Source organism: Frankia sp. KB5 (assembly GCF_002099325.1).
Lineage (GTDB): Bacteria > Actinomycetota > Actinomycetes > Frankiales > Frankiaceae > Frankia > Frankia casuarinae.
Genome location: NZ_MRUJ01000257.1, coordinates 1 through 13,925, shown reverse-complemented (window position 1 = coordinate 13,925; position 13,925 = coordinate 1). Strand labels below are relative to the sequence as shown.

Here is a 13,925-nt window from a genome sequence, read left to right as displayed (position 1 = left end):
GCAACACCGGCCGGGCCTTCGGCCCGCCCACCCACGCCATCACCGAACTCTTACCGCGCCACAGCTCCCGGGCCGTGCGATTTTCCCCGGGGTTGTTGGCGTCGAAGACGTTGACGAGCGGAAAGAAGAGTGCCTTGCCCGCGGGTACCGTGCAATCGTTTCGAACGACTTTTTCGCCACCGAAGGCGCCGACCAGGAAGAATACCGAGCCAGATTGGCCCACGTTACACAACGCGCCAGTTGGGTCAATCAGCGGGTTCGTGGTGGTTGGCTGCGCCAGTGCGTACTGCCACCATGCCGCCGACCAGGCACCATAGCTCTTCCCAAATACGCGTGCCCCCGGGGGCACGACACCCGGGTTGCCCGACGCCGCGTTAGCGGCCGGAGCCGAGACTATCGTCAGCGCCAGGGCCGCGACGAGCGCTGGCAGCAGGCGCCGAATTCTGGTAATATCGACCATGATTGACCTCTACCGAGAGTCTTATGGATCATGATTGCGGTCTTGCCGTAAGGTGCGATGATCGTCGTTCCCCACGGCAGTCAGCCTGGAGMCTCCGGTAGCCGATACAGAATGTCAATCACCGATCCATCATGGTTTCTCGACGGTGGATGAGGGACGCCAGATAGAGGCGGACGAATGACGCTGGGCGGGGTCAAATGGCAACTCCACGCTGTTCGTGAGCTGATCGAAGAAACGAAAGAGTGGCGGTCTCGGTAGAATATTTCGGTCTAATTCATGTGTAAATTTGATACCACGTAATGGCATTTCGACCCGGTTTTCCTCCGGGGATTCCGGACTGCTTGCTGTGTGCTTGCAAGATGTTTGCGCTTGCTATTGTGATCTTGCCGTGCGCCCGGACCATGATCGGCAACATCCCGTGGTAGGCCCCCATCGACGGCTCGACGGGCGGTGTGGGCGAGAAAAGAGGCTCGCTGACCGGTCCAACTCGGTCGACCGCGGCGGTCAGCCTTCCGGGGTGTTCCCGGTGCCGGGCACGGGTCCGCCGAACTGCCGACGGAAGGAACCGAGCAGGTGGTCGAGGCCCCAGAGGAACTGGTCCCGGGTGCCGGTCGAGCCGAGCAGATCGGCCACGGCCTCGGCTGCCAGCAGGTGTCCCCAGAGGTAGACGAACATCGTGCAGATGATCCTGTTCGCGTCCTCCGGTCCGATACCGGCGTCGATGAGCAGATCGTGCAGGAAGCTCGCGTTGCGTACCGCGGAGGGGCTGCCGGCCATCTGCCGACCCATGTGTGCCGCGAGCCCCGGGTAGGCGGCGGCAACGTCATGCGCGCTGGTGAAGCAGCGCCCTAGGCGGTCGGCCCAGTCGCCGGTCTCGGGGCCTGGAAGGTCGATGCGGCCGAGCGCGTCGTCAACGACGCGCTCGACGATGAGATTCTTGGTGGGGAAGCGTCGGTAGATCGCGGGGGCCGTAACGCCGAGCTCCGCGCACAGGGGTCGGACCGTGAGATGGTCGAGCCCGTCGCGCCGAGCGATCGTGTCGGCCGCCGCGATGATCTGCTCGCGGGTGACCGCCCGGGGACGCATAGCGTCCTTTCTACCCGCCGCGAGACGGTGGTTCTACCTGGCGCGAGGTCCTGACAGTGGCCCGCCGCCGCGGACCCCTGGATCGGGTGGAGGCGGTTCCGAGGGCATGTCCGGCACGGGCCTGGCGTCGTACCGGTCCGGGACGAACAGCCCTCGTCCCGTCGGCCGCGCCGGCCGAAGGTAGAGGTACGGCCCGCCGTAGGAGGCCGGGACGAGGGAGGAGGAGATCATGATGATGGTCTGGGGTGGGTACAACTGGGGTTGGGGTAGTTGGCTGCTGATGACGTTCAGCATGGTCGTGGTCTGGGGGCTGCTCATCGGGGCGCTGATCGCCCTGCTGCGCGCCGGTCTCGACCGGCGATCGGGGACGTTGGCCGGACGGCCTGTCAACGGGTCGGCCCAGCGGATCCTGGCTGAGGGCTACGCCCACAGTGACCTCGACAAGGGCCGCGGTGACCTCGGCGAGGAGGGGTACCCTCACCCGGGCGCGCCGCGGGACCGGCGCAACCCGACCGGTCTCGCCAAGGTCGGTTGAGCACATTCTGGAGGTCAGAGTCACCGCAGGTTCTGGTGCCCCGCCCGGCCGCCCGCGACATCTCGGGAACCATTCTGGGAAGGGAACGCGGACCTACTGGGCACCGGCGAGTCTGGGTGCGCCGGCCCGGGGCAGGCACCGCGCTCCACCATCACTATCAGACTGGCATGTCCGCCGCCGCTCGGCGAATTCCGGCACTGCGCGTCCGGGGCTCAGGAAGGCCCAAAGCGAAGAATGAACCAGTCGGCGGCCTCGCAGGCCACTCTGTGGAGCTCTAATGCTTTCCTGACTCCGACGCTTTCGTTGAGGCCGTGGGCGATCCTGTTCCGCCGATCGACTAACGTGGCCAGCTCGCGGCGCAGCCGACCGTCGTCCGCGTCGAGCAGTGCGCTCAGCTCCTGGCGCAGGCCTTGGTCGAAGCGCCCGGCCAGGGTCTCGAGCGCCGCAGGCGTCGGGTTCTGCGTCCGCTCCAACCAGCCAAGCGAGAAGTTCCTGACGTGGCCGTAGGACAGCCTGCTGGTGTAGGCGCGGAATGTCCCCGCCACGGTCTGCTCCAGATATCCGCAGCTTCGGATCACCAGTAGTCGCGCAAGCCAGGAAACGACCTCCTGATTATCCGCAACTCTTGCCTGATCTTGTACCAGTGCAGCTAGCTCGGACAGGCGGTCTAAAATAATTCTGGTCTCAGTCGGCGGCCAGGTCTCGGCGCGTTCTCGCCTGCTCATGTCAGATGCGGGAGAAAGCTCTCGTTGCCAGCGCCAGGCGCATCCGCACACTCTCCTCGTCGGCCGTTGCGCGCGTGGTCACGTAATCCAGGTCGGGTTCGTTGAGGAGCGCGTCGATGGCGCGGCTGACCTCAGCTGCGGTCGGTTCGCTACCGGCATCAAGCCTACGGGCCAATCCTACCAAAAGCGCCTCGGTGAGAGCCGCATTGAGCTGACGCCCCCGGCCGCGAATGGCGCTTCTTCCGGCCTCCTCCAACACAAGCTGTGCTGCCCTGTCGAATCGTTTTTCGATCAACTCGGCGTCCAGTTCGTTCAGTCGGCGGTGAGCGCCAACAAAATCGTTCAGGTATTTCTTGAGGGGGCGCTTATAGCTACCCGGTGACACGTAGAGGGCGATGAATCTGAGCACGATCTCCTGATCGCGTAGCCGTGGTGATGGCGGCCCGTAGAGAGCGCGCCACGCCGGGTTTTCGTTCAGAGCGGTGAGGAACTTGATGAACTCGCCTGCATAGAGCGCCACGCGAATCTCGTGCGGCGTGAGCTGCGTACCGCCCGAGTTCAGCCGCTCGAAGATCTGATAAACGCCGTCGAGTGACTCGCGGGTGCCGTCGGTTTTGACTATTGTCGCCTGGATGAAGGTATTGTCGAGCGTGCGACGCTGTTCGGGTGAAAAAGTTTGATAGGTCAGCCCCTGGAATCTGGCGGCCACGTTCTGAAGTGCGAACTCGCGCCCGTTGATGCTGCCATTATAGAAGAGGCTCAGGGTCTTTATCCGCTGCTGTCCATCAAGAACGAGATAGCGGCGGTCCTGTTGTTGGACAAGGAATATACCCGGAATGGGGTATCCGAGCAGTAGGGACTCGATGAAACGGTCCATCTGCGAACGCTTCCAAACGAACTCGCGCTGGAAGCCGGCTGTCTCGATGCCGGGATCATCATTGCCAAAGGACGGCACTATTATGTCGCCCCGATCGTGCCGACGGACCAGACCCTCGACGTCGAAGTCGGTGCCGCTGTAGCTGATCTGCGGAGGGTCGGGGTCCACCTCCTGAAKCTCGGCCCTGTCGTCGTCGCGCAGGTCCTCGGAGTCGCTGTCGTTGCCAGCTTGCTCAGCCAGCTCGGTCACCCCCTCGGAAAGCCGTGCGACATGGTGCCGAGTCAGTAAGAACTCAGGGCAGGCCGCCAAGTGGGACCGTCCAGCGCGGGTGGCGGGAGCCTTCGCCGAGTCGACCAGCCCACGTGGCCAAGCTGTCGCACAGGATACCACCATCGACACACTGGCGAAGTCGTGGCACCTCAGGGTCGATCCGACGGAGCCGCGTAGGCCGGCTCGGTTCGAACCTGCTGGTCAGATCTGCTCAGGGCGGCTTGGCCCAGAATGGTCATCGGGTGCGACCACAGGAGCGATTCGTGGCGTTCTCCTGAATGTGGCGCAGGCGGATGGCATGCTGTGGAGATGGGGGTGATTTGCCGTTGTGATCTCACGGGATCGGCGGGGAAGCGGCTTGGTCCAGTTGCGGCCGACCGAACGCCGTCGCGCATCCAAGGTCCGCGGGGTTTGATGATGCAGGTCGCTACCGTAGTCAACTCCAAGGGCGGTGTCGGGAAGACGACTCTGACGGCCAACGTCGGTGCGGAGCTTGCGCGTCGAGGACGTCGTGTTCTCCTGCTCGACCTGGACTTTCAGGCCAGCCTGACGCACTCCTTCTATCGGCCGGCGGACGTCGAGCGACAGATTGACCGGCGAACCGTCGCGGACTGGTACATGGCAGCTGGTCGTCGAGGGGCTGGGCCAGACCTCATGCGGTACGTCTCCTGGCCGCAGGAAGTTCGGGCGCATACCAGGAGAAACGGCGGTGAGCTTGCAATTGTGGCTTCCGCCCCGAAGCTTGAGGGCGTTGCTGCCAGGCTCGGTGTAGAACTCGGTGACCCCAGTTCACGCCGCTATCAGGATCGTCACCGCCGAGTAGTGATGCGACTGGCCGATGGCCTACGGCTGCTCCGCCGTGAGGGATTCGACTACGTGCTTATCGACTGCCGGCCGGATTTTGAGATACTCACTCGATCTGCGATCGTGGCCAGCGAAGGGGTTCTGGTCCCTGCGCAGCCGGAGAGGCTGGCTACCTTCGGTATCCGTCATCTGACCGAAAGACTTACCGACTTCAAGAAGAATAACTTCGAGATCCTTGGATGGTCTCCCTCCGGCGAGAACCGAGTGGAAGACCTGGCGCCTGCCTTTCTAGGTGTTGTGTTCACTCGAGTAAGGCATGGGGGTGGGGGGCCCGGACCCACCCCCTCGAGCCAGCGGGTTATCGACGAGGTTCGCCGCCTCTTCCCTACATTTACTGCGATGATGCGCGAGAGCCTGGATTTCCAGACGGGTGTCGACAGGCTCCTGCCAGCGGTGTTCGGACTACGTCCCGACATAGCAACAGAAATCCGTGCTTTAGTTGACGAATTCGAGAGCAGGATTGGACCGTGAGCTGATGGCTGAAGGCATGACGGCCGTCCTCGCAGTGCTGGAGAGGGTCTCGGCGCTCATCCGGAGTTTCGATGATCAGACCGTGGTTGAGCTAGCTGCTGGCCGGCTCGTCCTCACGGTGCAGCGAGCGCCTGACCGGCCGGTCCTCGGCGCCGACGTAGTCGGGGAACGGACCACCAGTCCGCCGGCGCCCGAAAGCGTGCCGCGGGGGAGGGTCGGCACGATCAAGGACGGATCGACAGTCGTGGCTGGTCAACCTGACTCCGCGTCCGTACGCCAACGCCTCGATGAGATGGGTAGCCGCGAGGAGGCGCACATGTTCCTTGAGGGGATCGCCAGGAACAAGCAGATCCTCCAGCGGATCGGCCGAGATCTCGGAGTTCGGGTGAGTCTGGGGCGCCGACGTGACGAAATGATTGACATGATCGTCAACTCCGCGGTGGGAGTCCGCCTCGACCAGGATGGTATCGGCAGGCGGGTCACGTCCTTGTGATTGGCCAACGCCCAATGGCCGTAGGTTAAGTGATCCCTTGGAGGTTTGAGGGAGGGTTGGTCACCGGAAGTCGAGGCAGTGAAGTTCGAGACGGCGGGTGACGCGCCGGGTGGGTGGATCGTCGGTTGTGCGGCGGGGGTAGTCGCTGTGCCGGCGGGTCTTGCGGGGTGCGGTGCGGTCGGGGCGGTCACGGATGGCCAGGCGCGGGTCGCAGATCTCAAGGAGGAACGCGAGGAGTGCCTGTTCAGGGGGGGAAAGCCGCGGTCCCGATGGAATCGGACGCGGCGGTGAGGGCCCGACGGAAACTGATCCTGTCGGGTGGGGTGCCGGTGGTGTCGGCAGCGACGCCGATGAGGCGGGCGAGTGCCTGGTGGACGGCGAACAGGGCCCACATCTCCTGGGCGACGCCTTCGGGGTCCTTGCTGCGCAGGACGGGTCGGCCTTCACCGAGATCGGTCTTGTGGTGGCCGATCACGGTCTCGCATCCCCACCTGGTCGGGTAGGCGCGGGCCAGGTCGAGCATGGACCATTCCTCGGGGTCGAGCAGGTCGGTGACCAGACAGAACAGCTCTGAGCTGCTCTCGTCGCCGCCGGCGGTGGTGGAGTGCACGGTGTACTCGATCACCCGCATCGTCAGTGGTGGTCCCTCGCTTCCGCGGGGAGGTGTCAGCTCGGCGAGGTAGCTGCCATCGTCGAGGACGTGGACCGGGGCCAGCGTGAAGGTCGCCTTCGCCCGCCACAGCAGGTGCGCCCCGGTCGCCAGGACCTCGCCGGCGAGCCGGTGGGACAGGAAGTTACGGTCCGCCAACGTGAGCATGCCCGGGCCCAGCTGCCCCAGCAGGTCACGGGCCAGCGCCGGCTCGCCGGTGCTCCACGGGCCGAACGACGCCCCCAGCAGGGCACCGGTGGCGGCCTCGGCGGCGATGACCCAGCGAACCTTCGGGAACGGCGCCGGCCCACCGGCGTTCGACGGCCCGGGGAAGAACGCCCGGTTGGCCTGCGTGTCCGGCAGATCGCAGGTCGACCCGTCGATCTGCACCAGCCGTAGGCCGTGCAGGAACACCCCGGCCTGGCCCTCGACACCGACCGGCCCCGCGGCGTGCTCGAACAGCATCCGCACCGGATCCGACCCGATCCGTGCCCGCGCCTCGCCCAGCGACGGGCTTGCCGGCAGCGACCAACCCGCCCCACCCGCCCCACCCGCGGCCAACACAGCCGCCCGGCGCTGGAAGTGCAGCCCGCTGGTCAACCGGGCCAGCACCTGCACATAGCCACAGTTCCGGCCCCGGAACAGCCACAACGCCAACACGAAGTACACCACCAGCCACGACGGCAACAGCCGGCGGCGAACCTCCGCGGTGTCGGTCACCGCCAACACCCGGTCCACCAGCTCCGGTGGGTACACCCGCGTCAACACACCCACCGTCACCCGGTCCGGCAACCAGCCCTCCGGCGACAGCCCCTCACTCCCGTCATGCCCCACCAGCCAAGCCTACCCCACGACGATCACTTAACCTACGGCCATTGGGCCCTGGCCACCTYCCTCCCCGAGATCTCGCAACCCGCGACGTTCGTCCGGGACCGCCCCGACCGCGCCAGTCCCCGCAAAACCAAGAAAACCGGCGACTTCCCTGCCCGAAAACTCGGCGAACCCGCCGTGGTCACCGTCACCCGCCGCATCGAACTTCACTGCCTCGAACCACGACGATCACCTTAAAGCAGCGCTATTGGGTCGACTGGTCCTCCAAGTTTCGGTTGATCCCCCCTTACCCGGGCGACGGAGCGAGCGCCGGAGAAGAGCACCCGGCCGGCGGGTTTAGCCCGGCCGGTCCGCGCCGCGTTCAGCCCATCGAGCAGCCGGGCGCGGGCGGTGGCGACGTCGGCGGCGGACAGGTCGTGGAGGTCGATCCAGGCGCGGGTGCCGGCCAGGCCGAGGTCGAGACCGCGCGGGTCGATGATCATGATGGGGACTACCAGCCGCCGCTGGCCCGATATGTCGGCCGCCCACACTGCCTGCCATTCCACAGGCAGAGGTCAGGTAATCGGCGGACAGCACCCAAGATGTGAGAGCAGGGTCCACCGCGCACCGCACAGCCTCGCATCGAGACCAGGTCCGCCGCGTGACTCCCGCCGTAACGACGGCAACGCGCGCCGTCGGCGGGCTCGCCACCGCCCGAGTGGTGCTCGCCAACAGCCCCGCCGAGATCCAGGTCAGTGTCACGGCTGACGTGCCCCGGCTCTGGCAGGCCAGGTCGCACCTCGGCCCCTCCGAGGCATTTTTCGGGCATCCCGATGAGGCGTACCGGCCGCGGGGTCGGGCACAATCTTCCCAGAGGAGGTGGGCATGCATCCGTTGATCGAGGCTAGGCGGGCGGAGATCCAGGGACTCTGCCGTCGGCTCGGCATCCGCCGCCTCGACCTCTTCGGCTCCGCGACCAGCGATGCGTTTGACCTCGACAGCAGCGACGTCGACGTCCTCGTCGAGTTCGACGCCGGCCGCGACGGATTCGACTACTACGGCACCTACTTCGCCCTCAAAGAGGGACTCGAATGCCTGCTGGGCCGTGCCCGCTTTCCAGGCAACCGGCTCAAGCGAGCCCTGTGGGCTTGCGGGTGGGCAGAAGCGCTGCCCTGGTGCCCTCGCCGAGGGTGCGGCGGTGGCAGCGGGCGTGTATGAGGCGGGTTGCGACACGTTCGTCCGGTGTGCCCGCGCCCCAGGCGATCAGCGCGCGCTTGCGGGTCGCCGTGCGGGTCGCCGCGAGCCACTGTTCCCACTCTTCGGGGCTCTGCGGCTCACGGTCGGCGTGCAGGAGCAGGCCCCGACAGACGGGGCAGCGACCATGCTGGACTTGGAGGAGCAGCGCGGACACACGAAGGCGGTCGGCCAGCAGGCGGTTCGAGTGTGGTCGGCGGGTTGCGGGCCGCCGACGTGCAGCCACCGGCTCGCGGCTTGCCAGCTACCGCCCCCGCGACAGCTCATGGTAGATCCCTACCTCGCTGAGGAAGCCGTGCAGGAGGCGTTCGTGATGGCCGCCGACCGATGGCCACGTGACGGCGTCCCCATTAACCCGCACGCCTGGTTGATCACTACGGCGTTGACCACCGGGGTGGTGTCGTCGTCCGGCGCGGCTTCGGCCACGTAGCGGTCGGCGAGCCCCCAGCACATAGGCGCCGAGAGCGTTGAGGCGTATCTCCCAGAGGCTGTCGGCAGCGTCACGCCGTGGCCGTCGAGTTGAGCCGGGATGATCGGAACAGATCAGAGTTCTAGTACGTCCGCCAGAGTCGTCCGGCGGCGCAGATAGCCGGTCAGTCGTTCGTCGCTGCCGGCACCGAGGGCAGCCAGCAGTCGGGTGAGACTGTCGAACGCCTCGGGGCCGAGAGCCGTGCGTAGATCGTCCTCGATGCGGCGGGCCGCGGCGCGGTGGGTGGTGAGGTAGGCCTGGCCGTGCAGGGTGAGCCGCACGGTGTTCTCGCGGCCGCTGGTCTCGGAGGGTGAGACCTCCAGGTAGTCCGACGTGACCAGGCGATTCACGATCTTGGCTGCGCCCTGGCGGGTGATGCCGAGATGCCGTCCTATCTGTGCGACCGTCGCGCCCGACGATCCGGCGCAGAAGCGGAGTACCCGACCGTCCGGGAATTGGCGCTCGAACCCGGCCGCGGCGAGTTGCTCGTCGAGGCGGTTCTGGTAGCCGACCCATGCCCGGCGCAGCAAGCCGCCGAGGGCGCTCCGATTCGCCGGACCAGCGGCGGCATCAGGCGTGGCCGAGGCATCGTCACCCATAGCGACCCCACCCCCAACTGTCAACCATGGTTGTGACTATAGGTCAGTACCTGTCCGCGCCTACGCCGGGTCGATTGACAACCATGGTTGCCGATTTGCGTCGCGTCGTCGATGCTCAGGCCTATGCGTCGGAAAGGTGCTTTCTCAGTCAGGTTCGGCTGGCCCGCGGCGTACGCGGTGCTCGCCGCCGGTCTACTCGCTGCGTGTTCCGTGAGCGGCTCGCCGCCGGCGGGGAGCGCGACCTCGTCGGCCCGGACCGGCCCCTCGTGGGCGGTGACGGCTACCCGGGAGCCGTTGACGACTGCCAGTGGCTCGGCGGTGTCGCATGACACCGAGGTCATGGCACTGGCCAGCCAGGGCGGTCGCCTGTTCGCGGCGACCGACCAGTGGGAGTACCCGGGCGCTCCCGCCGCTGGCCAGATCCTGGTCAAAGACGCGGCGGACGCTCCCTGGCGGGTGTTCGAGCAGACAGGGTCGCTTCGCGTGCAGGCCCTGGACTCGTTCCCCATCCCGGCCGACCAGGGCCTGGGAGCCGGGCACTCGCTGCTCGTCACGCAGGCGGTCGTGAACGGGCGTTCGGAGATCCAGTGGCTGCTCGACGGGGCCGGCTCGTTCGCGCCGGACGACGCGTTCGTCCTGCCGTCAACGGCCGCGGCCGTGCGGTCGTTCGGCGCGCACGAGTCGGCTGGCGTGTGGTCCGTGTACGCCGGCGCCGAACCAACCGGGATCCTGCGCGCGACGTGGTCGCCGATCCGGCACACGCTGGTGTTCGACCCGGTATCGGAGCTGACGGCCCCGCCTCCCAACTCACCCGGGCTGAAGACCCAGAAGGTGACCGGGTTCGCCGACTGTGGCGGCGCGCTCTACGTCACGATCAACACGACGCTCTATCGCCGCAACGACGGGGCAGTCCAGCCGGGAACCGCCCGCTGGGCCGCCGTCTATCAGGAGCCACCGGTAGGCGCCCGCAACAGTGGGCTGCGGGGGCTGACCTGTGTCACCCACGACGGCGCGCCAGCACTGCTGACCTCCACCGAGGGCGATGGTGATGCCTTCCGGTTCGACCACCTACCCGCGGGACAGGTCGGCGGCCCTGCACCCGGGCCCGGGCAGGCCGCGGCCGGTCTGTCGCCGGCGCTGGAATTCGACCCGGGTCCCGCGTTGCGCCAACTGCTGGCGGAGCAGGGGACGACGGTGCCGGCGACCGGCAACGGCTCGATCGACTACGTGATCGCCGCCTACAACAACTTCGAGACGATCGACGCCGACGGGGCCTCCCGCCAGTTCTTCGGCGTCGAGCATGCCTACGCCGGCGGTTGCCCGCCGAGCAGGACGTGCGGCCCGACGGCATCGCGCGCGGCGACTTTCGACGCCCAGGCCGTCTTCGCCGTCAGAACCGACACGGGCGGCACGCCGTCCTACGTGCTACGCGCCCTGGACGGGCCTGACTTCACCCCTGCCGGCCCGGTCGGCAAGCCGATCAGGTCCGGGCAGGCGTTCGTTGCGATCAGAACCATCAAGCGGTCGCCCTTCGACGCCGGCCGTATCTACTTCGCCGGCTATGACGCCAATTTCTATCCCGCCGACGGGACCGCCTGGGCCGCAAGCGCGCCGCTGACCGCCGTCGACGCCAGCATGAACGGAGAACGATCATGAAACTGTGGCGACGAGAGCACCACGACTCCGCTTCCCGACGCCGTCCCCGCTCTCGGCGGCGGCTGGTGGCGGCCACGGCCACGGCCACGGCCACGGCCTCGCTGGCGCTGGCGGCGGGCGCCTGCGGCGGTTCGGCCGCGCCGGCCACAACGGCGAGCGCGGCCCGCCCGAACATCGTCTTCATCCTCACGGACGACCTGTCCTGGAACCTGGTCACCGACCAGATCGCGCCGCACATCACCGCCCTGGAAAGGCAGGGCGAGACGTTCGACCACTACTTCGTGACCGACTCGCTGTGCTGCCCGTCCCGGTCGTCGATCTTCACCGGCCTCCTCCCTCACGACACCAAGGTCGAGACCAACCTGTCCCCTGACGGCGGCTACGGGAAGTTCCAACAGGAGGGCCTCGCCGGCAGGACCTTCGCCGTCGCGCTGCAGGCGGCGGGATACCAGACCTCGATGCTCGGCAAGTACCTCAATGGCTACGGCGACCCCACCATCACCCCGACCACCGGACCCGTCCCGCGCGGCTGGTCCGACTGGCACGTCAGCAACACCACCGGCTACGCGGAGCTCAACTTCGACCAGAACGACAACGGCGTCGTGCGCCACTACGCCGGCCAGGACAACTACGGCGTGGACGTGCTCAACGCCGACGCCCAGGCGTTCATCCGACGCTCGGCCGGGAAGCCGTTCGCCCTGGAGGTGGCTACCTACGCCCCCCACCAGCCGTACACACCGGCGCCGCGCAACGCGGACGACTTCCCCGGCCTGACCGAGCCACGCGACCCGTCCTTCAACACCAACAACACCGACGCACCGGCCTGGCTCGGCCAACGCGCCCCTCTCGCCCCGTCAGTGCTCACGAACCTGGACCAGGCCTACCGCGAGCGTGCCCAGGCCGTCGAGTCCGTCGACAAACTGGTAGGCGACACGGAGGCGACGCTCGCCGCCGAGCACCTGCTCGACAACACCTACTTCGTCTTCAGCTCCGACAACGGCTACCACCTCGGCCAGCACCGCCTCGTCAGAGGCAAGCAGACCGCCTTCGACACCGACATCCGCGTGCCCCTGATCGTCACCGGGCCCGGCGTCCCCCACGGCCGGGTGATCTCCCAGGTCGCTCAGAACGTCGACCTTTACCCCACCTTCACCGACCTCGCCGGCGCCACCCCGGCCAGGCCCGTTGACGGGCGCAGTCTCGTCCCGCTGCTGCGCCCCGCGACGGAGCCGCCATCCTGGCGCACGATCGCGCTCGTCGAACACTTCGGCCAGGCGAGCGACCCCGCCGACCCCGACCACGAACCCGGCGGCAGCAACCCGACGACCTACGAGGCGATCCGGATCTCAGCGCCACACCTCGCGCACTTCGACGGGCCAGTCGAAGCGGTCTACGTGGAGTACAACGACTCCAAACACGAGATCGAGTACTACGACATCACGAAAGACCCCTACGAGATCAACAACGTCGCGGGCGCGCTCACCGGGGCGCAGCGCGCCGAACTACACACGGTCCTTGCCGGCCTCGGAAACTGCCACACCCAGGCCGCCTGCGCCGCCGCCGGTCTGCCGATATGACAACGGCCACTCCCGACCTGGATCTCGTCCCGGCTGGGCGAAGTCGAGCCTGGCCAGCAAGCCCGACGGCAGCACCGCACGCAACTGCGACGCCGCGTTCGACGGCGTCCCCAGGATCCGGCGGCACACCGCGTCATGAGGCGGGGACGAACACGACATGACAACACCCTACCGATACCCACCGGAGCACCCACTCCACCACGACAGTCAAGCACCGGCCCTGACCACTGCCCCGTCGCTCCTCACGACCACCCGCGGCTGAAACGGAACGCTCGACCAGGCCGGTCAGCTACGGCATCAGGCTGGCGGCGACCGTGCCCCCAACTCCGAGCAGGCCTCTCGTGCCCCGGCATCCGCCTCACCGACGATCGACAGGGGCTCGCGCAGGCGCTTCCACTTCAGCCCGGTCGCGATCGCCTCGACGCCACGGACCGCGCCGGTCGTGTCGCTGTTCCCATGGACGTAAAGGGCGTACGGACGACCCACAGTCGCTTCCAAGACCGGGTAATAGATCTGGTCGCAGCACCCTCGCCAAGGTAGGGGTCGGTGAACCGTCACGGGCCACCTCCTCGGGTCAGTGTCCGTTCGTGCTGAACCGTTCGGTCGCCTCGATGATGGCGTTCTGGGTCGCGGGGCTGCCCGTGTGGCCTGCATTGTCGATGATCTTCAGTTCCGCGTCGGGCCATGCCTTGGCGAGATCCCAGGCGGTCTTGAGCGGGCTGGCAAGGTCAAGTCGGCCGTGGATCAACACCGAGGGAATCCCGGCCAGCCGGTGAGCGTCGCGTAGCAACTGCCCGTCCTCCAGCCAGGCGTTGTTTGCAAAGTAGTGCGTGCAGATGCGGACGAAGGCCACGAGCGCATCGTCGGGTTTGCTGCTGTACTGGCCTGGCGCCCCAAGCGCTTCGTGCGCGATGACGGCGTCTTCCCAGGCGCACCAGGCCCGCGCCGCGGTGATTCTTATCGCCTCGTCGGGGCTGCCCAACAGCCGGTTGTAGGCAGCAACGAGACTGCCGTCCCAGTCGTCCTTCGGCACGGCCCCTACCTGCCAAGATGATGTGAGACAGAGGTCATCGTCAGTCTAGGCTAGGTATGGCGGGTAGGGAGGGGTTGATCGTGGCGATGGTGCTGAC

Annotated in this window: 15 protein-coding genes and 2 pseudogenes; 8 read left to right on the top strand and 9 right to left on the bottom strand. The window is 67.0% G+C overall.

The genetic code is table 11. The features are described 5' to 3' along the window. Both KBI5_RS25955 and KBI5_RS21250 read right to left on the bottom strand, forming a co-directional pair. Positions 1 to 460 (bottom strand): annotated as a pseudogene (locus tag KBI5_RS25955) (hypothetical protein); the annotation flags it as partial. A 504-nt stretch (positions 461 to 964) separates the two neighbouring features. Beyond that, on the bottom strand, positions 965 to 1,546 hold the full coding sequence (locus KBI5_RS21250; protein ID WP_011436594.1) for a TetR/AcrR family transcriptional regulator: 582 nt from the start codon (positions 1,544 to 1,546) through the stop codon (positions 965 to 967). A 229-nt stretch (positions 1,547 to 1,775) separates the two neighbouring features. Between KBI5_RS21250 and KBI5_RS21245 the strand changes: the two genes are divergently transcribed. Next, the gene (locus KBI5_RS21245; RefSeq protein WP_011436595.1) at positions 1,776 to 2,081 is read left to right on the top strand and encodes a hypothetical protein; all 306 of its coding nucleotides are present in this window, start codon (positions 1,776 to 1,778) and stop codon (positions 2,079 to 2,081) included. Positions 2,082 to 2,293: 212 nt separating this feature from the next. Here KBI5_RS21245 and KBI5_RS26575 read toward each other — a convergent pair whose 3' ends face one another. Next, positions 2,294 to 2,806, bottom strand: coding sequence for a HEPN domain-containing protein (locus KBI5_RS26575; protein ID WP_011436596.1), 513 nt, complete (start codon positions 2,804 to 2,806; stop codon positions 2,294 to 2,296). A 1-nt stretch (position 2,807) separates the two neighbouring features. Further along, positions 2,808 to 3,932 carry a DUF262 domain-containing protein gene (locus KBI5_RS21235; protein WP_241883071.1) on the bottom strand — a complete coding sequence of 375 codons (1,125 nt, stop codon included), beginning with the start codon at positions 3,930 to 3,932 and terminating at the stop codon, positions 2,808 to 2,810. 435 nt (positions 3,933 to 4,367) lie between these two features. Here KBI5_RS21235 and KBI5_RS21230 point away from each other — a divergent pair, with 435 nt between their 5' ends. Beyond that, entirely contained in the window at positions 4,368 to 5,288 is a 921-nt protein-coding gene (locus tag KBI5_RS21230) for a ParA family protein (protein ID WP_011436598.1), read from the top strand. A 16-nt stretch (positions 5,289 to 5,304) separates the two neighbouring features. Beyond that, complete coding sequence (locus KBI5_RS21225; protein ID WP_035733336.1) at positions 5,305 to 5,781, top strand: hypothetical protein; 477 nt, start codon at positions 5,305 to 5,307, stop codon at positions 5,779 to 5,781. Between the two features lie 244 nt (positions 5,782 to 6,025). Here the strand turns inward: KBI5_RS21225 and KBI5_RS21220 are convergent, their stop codons facing one another. Both KBI5_RS21220 and KBI5_RS21215 read right to left on the bottom strand, forming a co-directional pair. After that, positions 6,026 to 7,264 (bottom strand): IS4 family transposase, encoded by a 1,239-nt coding sequence (locus KBI5_RS21220; RefSeq protein ID WP_011436600.1) that lies wholly within the window; start codon positions 7,262 to 7,264, stop codon positions 6,026 to 6,028. 230 nt (positions 7,265 to 7,494) lie between these two features. Then, complete coding sequence (locus KBI5_RS21215; protein ID WP_131728924.1) at positions 7,495 to 7,743, bottom strand: hypothetical protein; 249 nt, start codon at positions 7,741 to 7,743, stop codon at positions 7,495 to 7,497. A gap of 382 nt (positions 7,744 to 8,125) precedes the next feature. On the opposite strand from KBI5_RS21215, the gene KBI5_RS21210 reads away from it, so the two are divergent. Further along, positions 8,126 to 8,458, top strand: a complete 333-nt coding sequence (locus KBI5_RS21210) for a nucleotidyltransferase domain-containing protein (protein WP_240724199.1) — start codon at positions 8,126 to 8,128, stop codon at positions 8,456 to 8,458. After that, positions 8,439 to 8,924: a hypothetical protein gene (locus KBI5_RS26570; RefSeq protein WP_023842201.1), complete on the top strand. Its 486-nt coding sequence runs from the start codon at positions 8,439 to 8,441 to the stop codon at positions 8,922 to 8,924. Before KBI5_RS21210 ends, KBI5_RS26570 begins: the two co-directional genes overlap by 20 nt. A gap of 113 nt (positions 8,925 to 9,037) precedes the next feature. On the opposite strand, the gene KBI5_RS21195 is transcribed toward KBI5_RS26570, so the two are convergent. Beyond that, positions 9,038 to 9,562, bottom strand: coding sequence for a MarR family winged helix-turn-helix transcriptional regulator (locus tag KBI5_RS21195; protein ID WP_011436603.1), 525 nt, complete (start codon positions 9,560 to 9,562; stop codon positions 9,038 to 9,040). A gap of 83 nt (positions 9,563 to 9,645) precedes the next feature. Here KBI5_RS21195 and KBI5_RS27170 point away from each other — a divergent pair, with 83 nt between their 5' ends. Genes KBI5_RS27170 through KBI5_RS21185 form a run of 3 tightly spaced genes read left to right on the top strand, consistent with a single transcriptional unit; the run spans position 9,646 to position 12,795 of the window. Next, positions 9,646 to 9,891, top strand: coding sequence for a hypothetical protein (locus KBI5_RS27170; RefSeq protein ID WP_131728925.1), 246 nt, complete (start codon positions 9,646 to 9,648; stop codon positions 9,889 to 9,891). Further along, complete coding sequence (locus KBI5_RS21190) at positions 9,881 to 11,218, top strand: hypothetical protein (protein WP_035942193.1); 1,338 nt, start codon at positions 9,881 to 9,883, stop codon at positions 11,216 to 11,218. The genes KBI5_RS27170 and KBI5_RS21190 overlap by 11 nt, the downstream gene beginning before the upstream one ends. Next, positions 11,215 to 12,795: a sulfatase gene (locus tag KBI5_RS21185; RefSeq protein ID WP_085016240.1), complete on the top strand. Its 1,581-nt coding sequence runs from the start codon at positions 11,215 to 11,217 to the stop codon at positions 12,793 to 12,795. The genes KBI5_RS21190 and KBI5_RS21185 overlap by 4 nt, the downstream gene beginning before the upstream one ends. Before the next feature lie 297 nt (positions 12,796 to 13,092). On the opposite strand, the gene KBI5_RS21180 is transcribed toward KBI5_RS21185, so the two are convergent. Next, complete coding sequence (locus KBI5_RS21180) at positions 13,093 to 13,281, bottom strand: flavodoxin (RefSeq protein WP_235463243.1); 189 nt, start codon at positions 13,279 to 13,281, stop codon at positions 13,093 to 13,095. A gap of 88 nt (positions 13,282 to 13,369) precedes the next feature. Beyond that, positions 13,370 to 13,831, bottom strand: a pseudogene (locus KBI5_RS21175) (prolyl aminopeptidase); the annotation flags it as partial. Positions 13,832 to 13,925: the final 94 nt, after the last annotated feature.

Coding starts and splice junctions, on each gene's coding strand:
- KBI5_RS21250 (WP_011436594.1), bottom strand. CDS start 1,546: ATGCGTCCCCGGGCGGTCACCCGCGAGCAGATCATCGCGGCGGCCGAC.
- KBI5_RS21245 (WP_011436595.1), top strand. CDS start 1,776: ATGATGATGGTCTGGGGTGGGTACAACTGGGGTTGGGGTAGTTGGCTG.
- KBI5_RS26575 (WP_011436596.1), bottom strand. CDS start 2,806: ATGAGCAGGCGAGAACGCGCCGAGACCTGGCCGCCGACTGAGACCAGA.
- KBI5_RS21230 (WP_011436598.1), top strand. CDS start 4,368: ATGATGCAGGTCGCTACCGTAGTCAACTCCAAGGGCGGTGTCGGGAAG.
- KBI5_RS21225 (WP_035733336.1), top strand. CDS start 5,305: ATGACGGCCGTCCTCGCAGTGCTGGAGAGGGTCTCGGCGCTCATCCGG.
- KBI5_RS21215 (WP_131728924.1), bottom strand. CDS start 7,743: ATGATCATCGACCCGCGCGGTCTCGACCTCGGCCTGGCCGGCACCCGC.
- KBI5_RS21210 (WP_240724199.1), top strand. CDS start 8,126: ATGCATCCGTTGATCGAGGCTAGGCGGGCGGAGATCCAGGGACTCTGC.
- KBI5_RS21195 (WP_011436603.1), bottom strand. CDS start 9,562: ATGGGTGACGATGCCTCGGCCACGCCTGATGCCGCCGCTGGTCCGGCG.
- KBI5_RS27170 (WP_131728925.1), top strand. CDS start 9,646: ATGGTTGCCGATTTGCGTCGCGTCGTCGATGCTCAGGCCTATGCGTCG.
- KBI5_RS21185 (WP_085016240.1), top strand. CDS start 11,215: ATGAAACTGTGGCGACGAGAGCACCACGACTCCGCTTCCCGACGCCGT.